The 14,874-nt window shown below is 75.7% G+C and carries 13 protein-coding genes; all 13 read left to right on the top strand.

Annotation, left to right across the window (positions count from 1 at the left end):
* Positions 1-248 precede the first annotated feature (248 nt).
* The 13 genes from E4A51_RS09595 (at position 249) to ectB (ending at position 14,857) form a co-directional block, all read left to right on the top strand.
* A complete protein-coding gene (locus tag E4A51_RS09595) occupies positions 249-1,610 on the top strand; it encodes a condensation domain-containing protein (protein WP_070319012.1) in 1,362 nt (453 codons plus the stop codon).
* Between the two features lie 46 nt (positions 1,611-1,656).
* Positions 1,657-2,133: a hypothetical protein gene (locus E4A51_RS09590; protein ID WP_134851602.1), complete on the top strand. Its 477-nt coding sequence runs from the start codon at positions 1,657-1,659 to the stop codon at positions 2,131-2,133.
* Complete coding sequence (locus E4A51_RS09585; protein WP_046529641.1) at positions 2,130-2,603, top strand: GNAT family N-acetyltransferase; 474 nt, start codon at positions 2,130-2,132, stop codon at positions 2,601-2,603. Before E4A51_RS09590 ends, E4A51_RS09585 begins: the two co-directional genes overlap by 4 nt.
* Complete coding sequence (locus tag E4A51_RS09580) at positions 2,600-4,240, top strand: amino acid adenylation domain-containing protein (RefSeq protein ID WP_134851600.1); 1,641 nt, start codon at positions 2,600-2,602, stop codon at positions 4,238-4,240. The genes E4A51_RS09585 and E4A51_RS09580 overlap by 4 nt, the downstream gene beginning before the upstream one ends.
* Positions 4,233-5,189 (top strand): alpha/beta hydrolase fold domain-containing protein, encoded by a 957-nt coding sequence (locus E4A51_RS09575; RefSeq protein ID WP_206120018.1) that lies wholly within the window; start codon positions 4,233-4,235, stop codon positions 5,187-5,189. The genes E4A51_RS09580 and E4A51_RS09575 overlap by 8 nt, the downstream gene beginning before the upstream one ends.
* Positions 5,186-5,899, top strand: a complete 714-nt coding sequence (locus E4A51_RS09570) for a rhodanese-like domain-containing protein (RefSeq protein ID WP_087507757.1) — start codon at positions 5,186-5,188, stop codon at positions 5,897-5,899. The genes E4A51_RS09575 and E4A51_RS09570 overlap by 4 nt, the downstream gene beginning before the upstream one ends.
* Positions 5,900-5,972: 73 nt before the next feature.
* Positions 5,973-7,226 (top strand): NAD(P)/FAD-dependent oxidoreductase, encoded by a 1,254-nt coding sequence (locus E4A51_RS09565; protein ID WP_134851599.1) that lies wholly within the window; start codon positions 5,973-5,975, stop codon positions 7,224-7,226.
* Positions 7,227-7,308: 82 nt separating this feature from the next.
* Positions 7,309-7,863 carry a DUF3291 domain-containing protein gene (locus tag E4A51_RS09560; RefSeq protein ID WP_046529638.1) on the top strand — a complete coding sequence of 185 codons (555 nt, stop codon included), beginning with the start codon at positions 7,309-7,311 and terminating at the stop codon, positions 7,861-7,863.
* Between the two features lie 69 nt (positions 7,864-7,932).
* Positions 7,933-9,900: a class I tRNA ligase family protein gene (locus E4A51_RS09555; protein ID WP_206120016.1), complete on the top strand. Its 1,968-nt coding sequence runs from the start codon at positions 7,933-7,935 to the stop codon at positions 9,898-9,900.
* Positions 9,897-11,072: an FAD-dependent oxidoreductase gene (locus tag E4A51_RS09550; RefSeq protein ID WP_134851597.1), complete on the top strand. Its 1,176-nt coding sequence runs from the start codon at positions 9,897-9,899 to the stop codon at positions 11,070-11,072. Before E4A51_RS09555 ends, E4A51_RS09550 begins: the two co-directional genes overlap by 4 nt.
* Positions 11,051-12,352, top strand: coding sequence for a lysine N(6)-hydroxylase/L-ornithine N(5)-oxygenase family protein (locus tag E4A51_RS09545; RefSeq protein WP_046529636.1), 1,302 nt, complete (start codon positions 11,051-11,053; stop codon positions 12,350-12,352). Before E4A51_RS09550 ends, E4A51_RS09545 begins: the two co-directional genes overlap by 22 nt.
* A complete protein-coding gene (locus E4A51_RS18335; protein ID WP_070319008.1) occupies positions 12,352-13,542 on the top strand; it encodes a hypothetical protein in 1,191 nt (396 codons plus the stop codon). Before E4A51_RS09545 ends, E4A51_RS18335 begins: the two co-directional genes overlap by 1 nt.
* A 58-nt stretch (positions 13,543-13,600) precedes the next feature.
* Entirely contained in the window at positions 13,601-14,857 is a 1,257-nt protein-coding gene (gene ectB, locus E4A51_RS09535; RefSeq protein WP_134851596.1) for a diaminobutyrate--2-oxoglutarate transaminase, read from the top strand.
* Positions 14,858-14,874: the final 17 nt, after the last annotated feature.

Below are 14,874 nucleotides of genomic sequence, written 5' to 3'. Positions count from 1 at the left end.
TCGGCGCGCCATTTTTATCGCCCGAACAATCGTGTCAAAGAAGAGTGCCAGCACTGTTGACAACGGCGATCGTGCTCCTGCTAGCGTCATTTTTGCGACACAGGGGGTCGCCGTGTCAGGGGGAATTGCGTGATGGTGCGTGAAGAAGAGAAATGCTCGTCGTGCCCGGGGTTCGCGTCGCGTGCCCCGCGCCGAGGTGGCGCGTCGGACGCCGGCGCCCGGCCGCACGAGGCCGCGGGCGGTGGACGATGGAGCTGACCTCGACGGCCGAGCGCCGCTCGACCCGCAGCGTCACGTTCACGGGCGCCGGCGAGCGCACGGGTGCGATGACCTGGGGCCAGGCCTCCATCTACTCGTCGATCCGCTGGCTCGGCGACGACGCCTCGTACTTCAACCTCGTGCGGGTGGTCGACGTCCCCGCCGGGGTCGACGAGGGTACGGTCCTCGGCGCCGTCCAGCACCTGCTCGTGCGGCACGAAGGGCTCCGCAGCCTGTTCCACGAGACGCCGGAGGGCTGGACGCAGCACGTCCGCCCGCAGGGCGAGCTCACGGTGCACGTCGCCGACGCGGACGGTGCGGCCGACACGGCCGCCGCCCGCGCGTTCGCGTCCGAGCTCGCCGGCCACACGTTCCGTCACGACGTCGAGCTGCCCCTGAGCGTGGGGGTGCTGCGCGACCACGGGCGCGCCACGCACGTCGTGGTCGCGGCCTCCCACCTCGCGGTCGACGGGTGGGCCGCCGACCTGGTGGCGCAGGACCTGCGGCGGCTCCTGGCCGGCGAGGTCGCCGACGCACCGACCTGGCAGCCCCTCGACCAGGCCGCGCACGAGGCCGGCGAGGCCGGTGCCGCGCGCGGCGAGGCCGCGCTCGCGTACTGGCGCCGGACCCTCGCGGCCGCGCCCCGTCCGTTGTTCCCGCCGGCCGACCCCGCACCCGCGCCGGGACGCTTCGTCCGCCTCGCGCTCGAGTCGCGTGCGCTCGCCGTCGCGGCGACCCTCGTCTCGACCCGCTGCGCCGTGAGCACCGGCACGGTCCTGCTCGCGGCGGCCTCGGTCGTCCTCGGGCGGCTCGTCGGGCAGGACCGCGTGGTCCTCCAGCTGATCGCCAGCAACCGCCTCGACGAGCGCAGCCGCAGCCTCGTGGCGCCGCTCGCCGAGAACGCGCTGTTCGCGATCGACGTCTCGGGGGCCGACGCGCCGGGCGGGTTCGCCACGACGGCGCGCCGCGCGTTCGCGTCGGGTCTCAACGCGTACCGCCACGCGCAGTACGACCCGCGCGCGCGGGACGAGCTCGTCGCGCAGGAGCGTGCGCGAGACGCGGACCTCGACCTCGGCTGCTTCTTCAACGACATGCGGATCGGGCGGGACTGGGGCGTGGACGTCGACGCGTACCCCGACGTGGACGCGGTCCGGGCGCTGCGCGACGGCACGCGCGTGCGGCACGTCGGCTCGTGGGACCGGCAGGACGCCACGTGCTTCGTCGGCGTCGACGACGCGGACGGCGCGTGCGTGCTGTACCTCATGGCGGACACGGCGCTCGTGCCCGAGCCGCGCGTCGAGGCGCTGCTGCGCGAGATGGAGTCCGTCGTGGTCGAGGCGGTGGCACCGTGAGGGCCGCCGCGCACGACGGCGTCGACCGCGTCGCCCGGAGGCGGCGGTGAACCCGCTCGCCTACGCGCCGCGCCTCGTGCGGACGCTCCCACCGGTGCGCGTCCACGGGCGCGTGCTCAAGGCGTACGCGATGCTCGCCCGTCCCGCCGAGCGCGACCGCCTGCCGAGCCCCGCGTGGCTCGAGGAGCAGGCGGCCACGGTGCTCGAGGGCCCCGCGGGGCCGGGCGACCACGAGGCCGGCTTCCTCATCCTGCACGCGGGCATGGAGCGGGACTACCTGCTGGTCAGCCAGTGGTACGACGCCGACATGCTCAAGCACTGGGTGCGGGGCGTCGAGGTGGACGCCGAGGGCCGCACGACGCTCGTGCCGCTCGAGCAGCGCCAGCTGGTCGCGTGCGTGTGGGAGCTCGAGGTCGTCGCGTTCGAGCGGGACGCCTGGGTCACGACCGTGATGCTGCGGGGCCGGCTGGACCGCGAGACGCTCGACGACTACCTCGCGACGACGTTCGAGGGGTGGGTGTGAGCGGCGCGCTCGCGGTCGTGCCGCTGCCGACGGACCGGCTCGACGAGCTGCTGGAGCTGTGCCGCGAGCACGCCGCGTACGAGCGGGCCGAGTTCCGCGAGGACGGTCAGGTGGACCGCTGGCGGGCCGCGCTGGACGCGGACGTGCCGGCGCTGCACGCGTGGGCCGCGCTCGACGGGGACCGCATGTGCGGGTTCATGACGGCGACGACCGACTTCGCCACGTGGAGCGCCCGGCGGTTCGCGTACCTGGACTGCCTGTACCTGCGGGCCGAGCACCGCGGGCGCGGGTTCGGGCGCATGTTCTTCGACCGGCTCGTCGCGTTCGCGCACGAGCAGGGGTGCGGGTGGCTGGAGTGGCAGACGCCGGTGGACAACGCCACCGGCATCGGCTTCTACGAGCACCTCGGCGCCCGGTCGCGCGCCAAGCAGCGGTTCACCTACGAGGTCGAGGGGCGTGAGGCACGGTGACGACGAGCGAGCTGCAGGAGCCGCTGGCCCCGTGGTCGGTGGACGCGGACGACCGCGCGTGCACGGCCCCGCCGCTCGGCGACCTGGTGCGGGTGGCGGCGACGCGTTGGCCCACCCGCACGGCCGTGGACGACGGCACCGTGAGCCTCACCTTCGGTGCGTTCGAGGAGCGGGCCCAGACGCTCGCGCGGCACCTGGCGGCGGGAGGTGTGCGCGCGGGTGACCGGGTCGTGGTGCTGACGGAGAAGAGCGCGCTCGTGCCGGTGGTCGCCGTCGCCGCGTGGAAGTGCGGCGCCGTCTACGTGCCGCTGGACGGCACGGCACCGCCCGAGCGGCTGCGTCGGATGCTCGCGCGCCTCGCCGCCCGCGCCGTCGTCGCGCTCGACGACCGTCCGGCCCTCGTCGACGACGTCCCGTGGACGGGTCGTCGTGCGCTCGACGCGCTGCTCGACGGCCCCGTGCGCACCTGGCGCACGGTGCCCCACCGGCCCGACGACAGCGCCTACGTGATCTTCACGTCGGGCTCGACCGGCGAGCCCAAGGGCGTGGACGTCACGGTCGCGAACCTCATGGCGTACTTCGCGGCGCACAACGAGGTGCTGCGGTTCACGCCGGCGTCGCGCGTGCTCAGCCTGTCGCCGTTCCACTTCGACGTGTCCGTCGAGGACACGCTGCTGCCGCTCTCGCTCGGCGCGTACGTCCACCAGTTCCGGGGCGTGCCCGCCGGTCCGATGCTGCGCGGCGCGATCCGCCGGCAGCGCATCACGCACCTCATCGCGGTGTCGACCCTGCTCACGATCATCACGCAGGACGGGCGCCAGGTGACGCGCGAGACGTTCCCGGACCTCGAGATGGTCATGACGGGGGCGGAGGTGTGCGACCCGAAGGTCATCAACCTGTGGAAGACGCGCCTGCCCGGCACGCGCGTGCTGAACGTCTACGGGCCCACCGAGGCGACCATCGTGTGCCTCGCCTACGAGGTCCGCGACGTCGACCCCGACCGGGTGGGCTCCTACCCGATCGGCACGCCGCTCAGGGGCGTCGAGGTCCGGCTCGTCGACGACGCGGGCGCACCGGTCGGCCCGGGCGAGGTCGGGGAGCTCTGGGTGGGCGGCCCCCAGGTGATGCGCGGGTACGTCGACCAGCCCGACGAGACCGCGCGCCGCGTGGTCGTGGTCGACGGCGTCCGCTACTACCGGACCGGCGACCTGTGCAGCTACGACGACGACGGCCAGCTCGTGTTCCGCGGCCGCGACGACGACGAGGTGAAGCTCGCCGGCCGCCGGATCCACCTCGGCGAGATCCGCGAGACCGCGCTCAGCTGCCCCGCGGTCGAGCGCGCGGCCGTCGCCGTGGTGCCGCGCGACGGGCACGACGTCATCGCGCTGCTCGTCGTGGCGCCCGACCCGGACGTGCTCGACGTCGTCGAGGCGCGCCTCGACGAGCTGCTGCCCACGTACATGCGCCCCACGCTGCTGGGCTGGTCGCCGTCGCTCGCGGTCGCGTCGACCGGCAAGACCGACGAGAAGGACCTCGTGCGACGCCTCGCGGACGCCGCCGCGGGGACCGCCCGGACCCGGTTCCTGCTGGGCGCGGCGGACGCGGCGCCCGTGCCGGACGGAGCGGTCCGTGCGTGAGGGGGCCGTGGCGGCGCTCGACGCCGACTTCGCCCGCCTCGCGGTCGCGCGGGCGCTCATGGTCGGCCCCGTCCGCCCCGACCGGCCGCTGGTCGAGGACCGGCGGGTGGCCGAGCGGTGGGTCGCACGGTTCGGCGCGGGACCGGCGGGCGCCGAGGTGCGGGGCGAGCGCACGTCGGCCGGCTCGCTCGTCGTGCGGCCGTCGGGCGCCGCCGGGGCCCGGGACGACGTGCGGGTGGTCTACCTGCACGGCGGGGGGATGGTCTACTACTCGACCGCGGTCTTCGCGCCGTTCCTGCAGGTCCTCGCGGACGAGGTCGGGGCGCCGGTCGAGTGCTTCGACTACGCGAAGGCCCCCGAGCACGCGGTCGGGGAGTCGGTGGACGACCTCGCGCGGCGCGTGCGGGAGCGCTGCCACACGCTCGCGCCGCGTCGTCTGCTCCTGCTGGGCGACAGCGTCGGCGGGCTGCTGGGGCTCCACCTGGCCCTGCGCGTGTGCCCGGGCGCCTTCGAGCGCGTCGGGCTGCTCTACCCCGTGCTCGACCTGCACGGCGAGCGCGGCTCGTACGACGAGTTCGGCGAGGGGTACTTCCTCGACCGCGACCGGATGCGCCTGTTCCGCGGACTGCTGCGCCCGGCGCTCGCCGAGCGCGACCTGGACCCGATGCACCTCACCGACGTCGACCTCGCGCGGCTGGGCTCGCCGCTGGTCGTGACCGCCGGCTGCGACGTGCTGCGCGACGAGGGGCACGCGTGGGTCGACGGGCTGCGCGCGCGCGGCGTCGCCGTCGAGCACCAGGTGTTCCCCGCGCTGCCGCACGACTTCTGCCTCTACGCGCCGCGGCTGCCGGCCGCTCGCGACGCGGTCCGGTCGATCGCGACCGGACTCACCCGCACGCTCCGGACCCCCGCGGGGGACGGGGGCACGACACCTGGGAGGACGACATGACCACCGCACTGCACGACACCGTGAGGGACAAGGTCGCCGGCTACCTCGAGGCGGCCCTCGGCCGCCCCGTCGACGTCGCGGCCGTCCCCGAGAGCACCGCCTTGAGCGAGCTCGGGCTCGACTCGCTCCTGACCATCAGCGTCATCGTCAGCCTGCTCGACGACGCCGGGGTCGACATGTTCGAGCACTCCGACTCGCTCGTCACGCCCAGCACCCTCGCCGACCTCTACGCCCTCGCCGCACGATTCCACCAGGGAGACGACACCGTGACCACCAGCACCGCCACGACGACCGACGAGCTGCGCGACCAGCAGGCGCACTACAGCGCCAAGCTCGCCTACGAGATGGACTCCTTCGACCTCGCGCAGGCCCTCGAGGACGGCCAGGACGTGGTCGTCGTCGACGGGCGGAGCGCCGCCGCGTACGAGGCCGAGCACATCCGCGGCGCCGTCAGCATCCCGCACCGCTCGATGTCCGCCGACTCGCTGGCCGACCTCTCGCGCGAGCCGCTGTACGTCGCGTACTGCGACGGCATCGGCTGCAACGCGTCCACCAAGGCGGCCCTCAAGCTCTCGACCGCCGGGTTCCGCGTCCGTGAGCTCATCGGCGGTCTCGACTGGTGGAAGCGCGACGGCCACCCGACCGAGGGCTCGTCCGTCGCGTGCCGCGTCGACGCGAGCCACTCCTCGACGTGCGGGTGCGAGGGATGAGCCCCGCCGACCGCCCGCGCCGGACCGGTCCGCGCGCGTGCGGGCACCGTCGCCGCGGCCGGAGGTGGGGGCGGTGACCGGCCCGCGGGACGTCGTGTGCGACGTCCTCGTCGTGGGCGGGAGCCTCGCCGGCTGCGCGACCGCGATCCGGCTCGCCGCGGCGGGCCACGACGTCGTCGTGGTCGACAAGCGGTCGCTCGACGACGGCCACTACAAGCAGCTCTGCACGCACTTCCTGCAGCCGCACGCCGTGCCGCTGCTCGACACGCTGGGCCTGTCGGAGCTGCGGGGGCGGCCGCACGCCGTGCCGACGAAGGCGGTCTTCGTCACGGTCGGCGGCGTCGTCGACTCTCCGGGGCCGGGCTACGACCCGGCCCGGCCGGACTCGTACGCGCTGAACGTCGAGCGGCGCGTGCTCGACCCGGCGCTGCGGCGCCGCGCGCACGAGGTCGGTGCCCGGTTCCTCGACGGCACCGCGCTCGAGGGCCTGGTGCGTGACGACGAGGGGTGGTCGGTCGAGCTCCGGGACGCCGCGGGCCCGCGGCGGGCGCGCGCTCGCCTCGTCGTGGCGGCGGACGGCCGCCGGTCGCGCGTCGCCGGCCTGCTCGGCAACGACGCGGTGGTCCGGCCCAACGAGCGGGCGGCGGTGTTCGGGTACTTCCGGGGGATCCCGGCGCCCGACCAGGACCGGTCGGTCTTCGTCCGGAAGGACGGCGACCTCGCCTGCGTGTACCCGCTGGTCGGCGGTCGCACCGAGCTCGTGCTGTTCTCGCACCCGTCGCGCGTGCAGGGATGGCGCGGGGACGGTCACGGCGGTGAGCTCGTGCGGTACTTCGCCGCGCTCGACGCCGCCCCCGACATGACGCACGCGACGCTCGACTCGCCGGTGCTGGGCTACACCGACTACCCCAACCAGGTGCGCCGTCCCGTCGTGGACGGCGTGCCGTTCGTGGGCGACGCGGTCGTGTCGCTCGACGCGATGAGCGGGACGGGCTGCGGGTTCTCCCTGCTGTCCGCCGACCTGCTGGCGAGTGCGCTCGCGGGCCGGTCGTGGGACCCGGACGACGTCGCGGCGGGGCTCGCGCTGTACGCGTCGCGCCACGACGCGCAGATCGTGCCGCACGTCGACGGGATCTGCGCGGACTCGCTGGTCGGCCGGGGCGAGGAGTCGGAGCGACGGACCTTCGGGACCGTGTGCGCCGACCCGGGCCTGAGCGCCGACTACCTGCGGCTCACGGGTCGCATGACGGTCCCCGCCGAGTTCCAGGCCGCGTTCATGCGCGCCGTGCTGTCCGCGCGGCGCCGCCCCGCGGCGACGCCCGCGTGACGAGCCCGCGGGGGGTCCGACGCAGGTCCGACCCCCGGACCGACCATCTGCCACCGTCCCCGACGCCGAAGGAGAGAGGCCGATGCCCCGTGTCGCCTTCACGACGTTCGCGATCCTGAAGAGGCCCTACGGCGACCCCGTGGTGCAGGGGTTCGACGACCTGACGCCGCCGACGTTCGCGCAGGCCGAGGGCAGCCCGGGCTTCGTCGCCCGCGCCAAGGAGAGCCCCGACCAGAGCCACCTGACCAACTTCTCGCGCGACTGGGGGGAGTGGGGTCGGTTCGAGGTGCCGCGCTTCTACACCGGGGGGCGCACCGACGACACCGACAGCCGTGCGTCGACGCTGTCGCTGTGGACCGACCTCGAGTCCGTCTTCGCGTTCGTGTACTCCGGCACGCACCGCACCGCCCTCGCGCAGCGGCACGCGTGGTTCCTCAAGCCCGAGTGGCCGACCTACGCCGTGTGGTGGGTCGGCGACGACGAGATCCCGACGTGGGCCGACGCGTGCGCCCGCCTCGAGCACCTCCACGAGCACGGGCCCACGCCGTCCGCGTTCACGCTGCGCACCGCGTTCGCCGCCGACGGCACGCCCGTGCGGGTCCGCGGCCTCGCCGAGAGCCGCAGCACCGGCGCCTGACGCCGCACCTCCCGACCCACCTCCCAAGGAGCGAGCCGAGTGTTCACCCGCGCGTTCGACCGATCGGCCATGAGCTGGTCCTACGAGATGCACCTGCAGCCCCTGCTGTCGGCCGAGGACGTGCCCGGCGTCCCCTTCGGCTCCGTCTTCGGCAGCGTGCCGCCCCGCACGGTGTCCAAGCGGCACGCGCACCAGGACGGGGAGATGTTCCTCGTGCTCGCGGGGCGTGCGACCGTCCTGGTGGGGGACGAGGTCACCGAGCTGGCGCCCGGCGGCACGGTGCTCATCCCGCCGTTCCACGCCCACGAGATCCGCAACGACGGCGACGAGCCGTTCGACCTCGTCTCCGTCTACTGGGAGCACATCCCGAGCGCGGTCGACGCGCTCGCCCAGCGCCCCCCGGCGACGCGCGCCGCTGACCGGACGCTCGTGTTCTGCCCGCCGCCCACGCCCAACGGCGGGCTCCACCTGGGGCACCTCGCGGGACCGTACGTCCGTGCCGACGTGCTCGTGCGCGCCCTGCGGAGCCAGGGCCGCGACGCGCGTCTCGTCACCGGCACCGACGACCACCAGTCGTACGTCGCGACCGCCGCGCGCCGGCGGGGCGCCGCGCCGGCGGACGTCGCGCGCGAGGCCGGCGACGCCGTCGTCGCGACGCTCGCGCGGGCGGAGGTCGGCGTCGACCGTCTCACGCGGCCGCTGACCGACCCCGGGCACCACGACCGCACGCGCGCGCTGCTGGACCGGGTCGCGGCGTCGCCGTCGGTCACCGTCCAGGAGCGGCCCACCGCCGCCTGCGACGCGTGCGGCACGTCGCTGCACCAGGCGTTCGCCCGCGGCCGCTGCGCGCACTGCGACGCGTCGAGCGACGGGGAGATCTGCGAGGCGTGCGGGCGCCCGGGCGAGGCGCGCGACCTGCGGGACGTGCGCTGCGTCGGGTGCGGGGCCCCCGCGACGTCGCGCGTCGAGCGCGGGCTGTGGATCGACCTCGCGGCGCACGGCGACGAGCTGCGGCGCTACCTGCGCACCGTGCACGCGTCGCCCGACCTCGCACGCCTCGTCGAGCGGCTCCTCGACGAGGGGCTGGAGCCGTACCGGCTGACGCGCACGAGCGACTGGGGCGTGCCGCTCGGCGACGGTCAGGCCGTCGACCCGTGGGTCGACCTCGCCCTGACGTACCTCGAGGCCGCGCGCTCGGAGGTCGAGGCGGGCGGCGAGGCCGAGCGCGTGCTGCTGCTCGGCTACGACAACAGCTACTACTACGCGGTCCTGCTGCCGGCGCTCGCGTTCGCGGCGGGCCTGGGCGACCACCTGCCGACCGCGTTCGTCACCAACCAGTTCCTGCACCTCGGCGACGAGAAGTTCTCGACGAGCCGCGGGCACGCCGTGTGGGCGGACGACGCGCTGCGCGACGCCGGGGCCGACGCGGTGCGCGTCGCTCTCCTGCGGGACGCGCCCGAGGGGCGCGTCACGCGGATCGACGAGGACCGCGCGGCGCGGCTCGCCGACGACCCGCTGCACCGCGCGCTGCGCGACTGGCTGCGCGGCTTCGCCGACGTCGGCCCGTCGGGCGTCGTCCCCGGCACGGGGGCGTGGACGGACGCGCACCGCGAGCTGTACCGGTTCCTCGACCTCGCGACGCAGCAGCTCGACGGTCTGCTGCTGCCCGCGTCGTTCAGCGCGCGCGGCTACGTCCGGCTGCTGGAGTCGGTCGTCGCGCGCTGCGTCGAGTTCCGCGCCACCGAGGTCGTCGCGCGCGACGTCGCGGCCCTGGCCGAGGAGTCGCGCACGAGCCTGGCGCTGGAGTACCTCGCGGCGAAGGTGGTGGCGGCGCTCGCGTGGCCCGTCGCGCCCGTGACGGCGCAGCGCGTGTGGGACTGGCTGGGCCTCGCGGGCGAGCCGACGCGCGAGACCGGCTGGACCTTCCTGCCGTCCGGCACCCGGTGCAGCGCGCCCGCCCCCGTGCTCGACGACGCGCCGGTGGTCGACGCCGCCGTGCCCGTCCCCGACGCCGTGCCCGTGGGCTCGCCCGCATGAGCGGGCACGCGGCGGACGCCGCCGTCGACCTCGTGGTCGTCGGGGCGGGGATCGTCGGCGCGGCGGTGGCGGCGCACGCGGCCGAGCGGGGCGCGGACGTCGTGGTGCTCGACCGCTCGACGGTCGTCGCGGCCGGTGCCACGGGCAGGTCCGGGGGCATGGTGCGCGCGTACGACCCCGACCCCGCGACCGCCGAGCTGGCGGCCGCGAGCCTCGCGGCGTACCGCGACCCCGCGCGCTGGCCGGGCGGCACGTCGCCCCTGCGGTCGGTCGGCGCCGTGACCGTCGTCGACCCGGCCCACGAGGACGCGCTGCGCGCGGCCGTGCCGCAGCTGCGGGAGCGGTCCGGCGCGGCGGCGCACGTCGTGTCGGGCCGCGACGAGGTCGCGGGCCTGCGGCTGGCGGGCGGGGTCGCGCTCGTCGAGCCCGACGCGGGGTGGGTGGACCCCGTCGAGGTCACGACGCTGTGGCTGCGCCGCGCGGTGGCGGCGGGCGCGCGGGTCCGTCGGGGCGTGCGCGTCGTCGGCGTCGAGGACGTCGGCGACCGTGCGCGCGTGCGCACCGACGGCGGCCACGTCCTCGCGCGGGACGTCGTGCTCGCCGTCGGGCCGTGGGGGCCGCGGTCGGTCGAGGGCGTCCGCACGTCCGCGCCCGTCCGCGCCCGGTCGATCCAGGTGAGCGTCGTCGACGGCCGGCCGCCGGGGCCCGACCACGCGACGCTGCTCGACCTGCGGACCGGCGTCTACGCCCGGCCGTACGGCCCGGGGCGCACGCTCATCGGGATGCCGCACGTCGTGTGGGACTCCGCGGTGGACGCGCCGCCCGACCCCGACCACGCGCGCGCCACGTTCGCGGCGCTCACCGCGCACCTGCCCTGGCTCCCCACCGCCCACGTCACGACGACCGTGCGGTCGGCCGACGCCTACGTCGTGGCCGCCGACGCCGACGCACCGGTCGCGCTCCTGTCGGCCACGGGCGTGCCACGCGTGCACGCCGTCCGCGGCTGGGACGGCGGCGGCGTCAAGGTCGCGCCCGAGGCGGGGCGCCGCATCGCCGACGCCGTGCTCGCCGGGCACGGCGCCGGACCGCTCCGCCGAGGGGCCGCCCCGGCGGCCGCGGCACCCGTCACCACCTCGACCCAGGGAGAACCGTGGCTCACCTTCACGACGTGATCGGCATCGGCTACGGCCCTGCCAACATCGCCCTCGCCGTCGCCCTCGAGGAGGAGGCGTACGACCTCGACGTCCGCTACCTCGAGGCGCGGCCCTCGCCGTCGTGGCAGGCGGCCATGATGCTCGACGGCTCGGACATCCAGAACCACCCCGTGCGGGACCTCGTGTCGCTGCGCAACCCGCGCAGCCGGTACACGTTCGTCAACTACCTGTTCGAGAACGGGCGCCTGCTGGAGCACCTCAACGTCCCGCAGGAGTTCCCGCTGCGCAAGGAGTACGCCCGGTACGTGAGCTGGGTGGCCGAGCAGGTCCCCGCGACCGTCGACTACGGCGTGCGGGTCGTCGCGGTGGCGCGCGCGCAGGACCCCGGTGGTGAGCCGTGCTACCGCGTGACCACGTCGCGCGGCGACGAGCTGCTCGCGCGCTCCCTCGTCGTGGGCACGGGTCGCACGCCCTACGTCCCCGAGCCGTTCGACGGCGTGCGGTCGCCACGCGTGTTCCACCTGACCGACTACCTGCCGGCGCTGCGCCGGGTCGAGGAGCTCGTCGCCGACGGCGGCACGGCCGCCGCGCCGCGGTCGGTGACCGTCGTGGGGGGCAGCCAGAGCGCGGTCGAGCTGACGCTCGACGTCGCGCGCCGCTACCCGCACGCGCAGGTCACCACGCTCGTCCGGTCGCTGACCCTGCGCCAGAAGGACACGAGCCCCTTCAGCGAGGAGGGGTACTTCCCGGAGTTCACGGAGTACTACTACCGCGCGCCGCGCGCCCGCAAGCGTGAGATCGACGCGTTCATGCGCCTGACGAACTACTCGTCGGCCGACGGCGACGTGCTGCGCGAGCTGTACCGGCTCGTCCACGAGCAGCGCCTGGACGGCGAGCAGCGGGTGTTCGTGCGCGGCAGCCGCCAGGTGCGTGCGGTCGAGGCGCACGACGACGGCGTCGTGCTCCGCGTCGAGGAGCTCAACACGGGTGAGGTCGAGGAGCTGCGGACCGACGTCGTGGTCCTGGCGACCGGGTTCCGCGACCTGGGGCCCGGTCCGCACCAGGAGCGGGTGCCCGCCCTGGTGCGCGACGTCGCGGACGCCTTCCGGTTCGACGCGGACGGCTACCTCGAGGTGGAGCCGCACTACGAGGTGCGGACGACCGACCCCGCGACGCCGCCCGTGTTCCTCAACGGGCTGTGCGAGTCCACGCACGGCATCGGCGACGCCGGGTCGTTCAGCCTGCTGTCGCTGCGGGCCAGGGCGATCTCCGAGAACCTGTGGAAGCGGCTGGCCTAGTGGGAGCCCGTCGCGCCGTCGGCGCCCCCGGTGCACCGCCGCACGAGAGCGCGCCCGCGCGCACGCGTGCGTCCGGCGACGACGTGCGGACGGTCGCCCGGCACGTCGTCGGCGGGGTCCTCGGGGCGGGCGTGCTCGTGGTGCCGCCGGTGGTCGCGACCCTCGCCGGCGGTGCCGACCTGCTGCTCTGGGCGGGCCACGTGCTGCTGGGCGGCACCGTGGGCGTGCTGCTCGGCGTGCACGCGGCGCGCACCGGCCGGCGTCCGCTGCCGGTCTCCGCGGTGGTCGGCGCGACGTGGGGGGAGGGCGCCCGCCGGTGCGTCGACGTCACCTACGCGGTCGCCTTCGCGGCGGGCCAGGCCGCGATCGTGTGGTTCGCGGTCGTCGGGGTCCGTGCCGCCGTCCCGGTGAGCTCGGGTCCGTTCCCGGCGGTGGCGCCGCTCGCGCTGCTCGCCGCTGCGGCCGCCGTCGCGGCGAGCCCCGTGCGGGTCCCGCTCGCGCTGCTGCGGGTCCGCCCGTGGGTCGCCGGCGCCCTCGCCGCCGCGTGGGGTGCGATCGGGTGGCCCGACCCCGGTGCGGGCGGCGCGTTCGCGCCCGACGGCGTCACCGGGGCGGGTGCGCTGTGGCTCGCGGGCGCGGCGCTGCTGTTCGCCGGGATCGGGTGGGAGGGCGTGACGCGCGCGGGAGGACCGGCCGGACCCCCGGCCCGCGACACGGCGCGGGGCGTCGTCGTGGCCGCGGTCGCCGTCGGAGCCGTGTACCTCGCGCTCGCCGCCGTCGGGCGCACCCGGCCGCTGGTCGGCACCGGCGCCGACCTGCCGGCGGTGCACGCGGCGGTGGCCGCGGCGTCGGCGCTCGTCCTCGCGTCCTACGTCGTCACGAACCTGCGGACCGCGGCGTCGATCGCGGCGCGCGTGCGCGCGGTCCCGACGGCGGGCCGCGGGCCCGCGCGCGGCCTGGTGCTGGCGGTCGCGGCGCTCTCGGGCGTGCTCGTCGTCCTCGGGGACCGTGACGGGGCCGTGCCCCTGCTCCTGCTGGGTCCCGCCGCGGCCGCGACCCTGGCCTACGCGCTCGCCGCCGCCGCGGCGACCCGCGACGGCGGTCGCGCCGCCCGCTGGGCCGGCGGTGCGGTCGTCGTCCTGCTCGTCACCGCCACCGCGTGCGCGGCACCCGCCCTGCGCGCCGTCTGACCGTCCCGCACCGCACCGCACCGCATCCGTCCCGCACCGAGCATCCAGGGGGAGCACCGTGAGCGCAGCAGCCAGCACGATCGAGTCCGAGGTCCGCACCTACAGCCGCAGCTGGCCCGTCGTCTTCGTCAGCGGGCGCGGCAGCAGCCTGCACGACGACCGGGGCCGCGCCTACCTCGACTTCTTCACCGGTGCGAGCGCCCTGAACTACGGGCACAACCACCCGGTCCTCAAGCGCGCGCTGCTCGACTACCTCGAGGGCGACGGCGTGACGCACAGCCTCGACATGTTCACGAGCGCGCGCAGCGCGTTCCTCGCCGAGCTCGACGCCCGCGTGCTGCGGCCCCGGCACCTCGACTACCGCGTGCAGTTCCCCGGCCCGACCGGCACCAACAGCGTCGAGGCGGCGCTCAAGCTCGCGCGCAAGGTCACCGGGCGGCAGACCGTGGTCGCGTTCACGGGCGCGTTCCACGGCATGTCCCTGGGCGCGCTCGCGGTCACCGGCAACGCGGGCAAGCGCGCAGGCGCGGGCGTGCCGCTGGGCGCGACGTGGCGGCTGCCGTACGACGGGTTCGCGGGCGGCGACGTGTGCGGCCTGACGCTCCTGCGGACGATGCTCGACGACAGCAGCAGCGGGATGGACCTGCCCGCGGCGGTGATCGTCGAGACCGTGCAGGGCGAGGGCGGCGTCAACCCCGCGCGCTTCACGTGGCTCGCCGACCTCGCCGACCTGTGCCGCAGCCGCGGGATCCTGCTGATCGTGGACGACATCCAGATGGGCTGCGGCCGCACCGGTCCGTTCTTCAGCTTCGAGGGTGCGGGCGTCGTCCCCGACATCGTGTGCCTGTCGAAGTCCATCAGCGGCTACGGCCTGCCCATGGCGCTGACGCTCTTCCGGTCGGAGCTCGACGTCTGGCAGCCCGGCGAGCACAACGGGACGTTCCGCGGCCACAACCCGGCCTTCGTCACGGGCCGGGCCGCGCTCGAGGAGTTCTGGGCGGACGACATGCTCGAGAAGCAGACGAGGGTGCGCGAGCTGCTGATGCGTGAGCACCTGGGCGCGCTCGCGCGCGAGCACGCGCCGCACGTCGTGGACGTCCGGGGCCGCGGCCTGGTGTGGGGCGTGGGCTTCGCGGACCCGCGGCTCGCGCGTGCGGTCGCGGACGAGGCGTTCGCGCGGGGCCTGCTGGTGGAGACGGCCGGCTCCCGGGACGAGGTCGTCAAGCTCCTGCCGGCGCTCACCACGACCGACGACGAGCTCGCGGAAGGGCTCGACGTGCTGCGCGCCGCGATGCTGGCGGCCGTGCGTGCGTGACCGGGGGTGCGGGACCA

It is taken from the genome of Cellulomonas sp. HD19AZ1 (assembly GCF_004535805.1).
Classification (GTDB): Bacteria; Actinomycetota; Actinomycetes; order Actinomycetales; family Cellulomonadaceae; genus Cellulomonas; species Cellulomonas iranensis.
Note: the sequence above shows the minus strand (reverse complement) of the source record. Positions and strands in the feature narration are given on the sequence as shown.

Excerpts from the sequence above, each read along its gene's own strand:
- E4A51_RS09570 (WP_087507757.1), top strand. The coding sequence starts at position 5,186 with ATGACCACCGCACTGCACGACACCGTGAGGGACAAGGTCGCCGGCTAC.
- E4A51_RS09560 (WP_046529638.1), top strand. The coding sequence starts at position 7,309 with ATGCCCCGTGTCGCCTTCACGACGTTCGCGATCCTGAAGAGGCCCTAC.
- E4A51_RS09555 (WP_206120016.1), top strand. The coding sequence starts at position 7,933 with ATGAGCTGGTCCTACGAGATGCACCTGCAGCCCCTGCTGTCGGCCGAG.
- E4A51_RS09595 (WP_070319012.1), top strand. The coding sequence starts at position 249 with ATGGAGCTGACCTCGACGGCCGAGCGCCGCTCGACCCGCAGCGTCACG.
- E4A51_RS09550 (WP_134851597.1), top strand. The coding sequence starts at position 9,897 with ATGAGCGGGCACGCGGCGGACGCCGCCGTCGACCTCGTGGTCGTCGGG.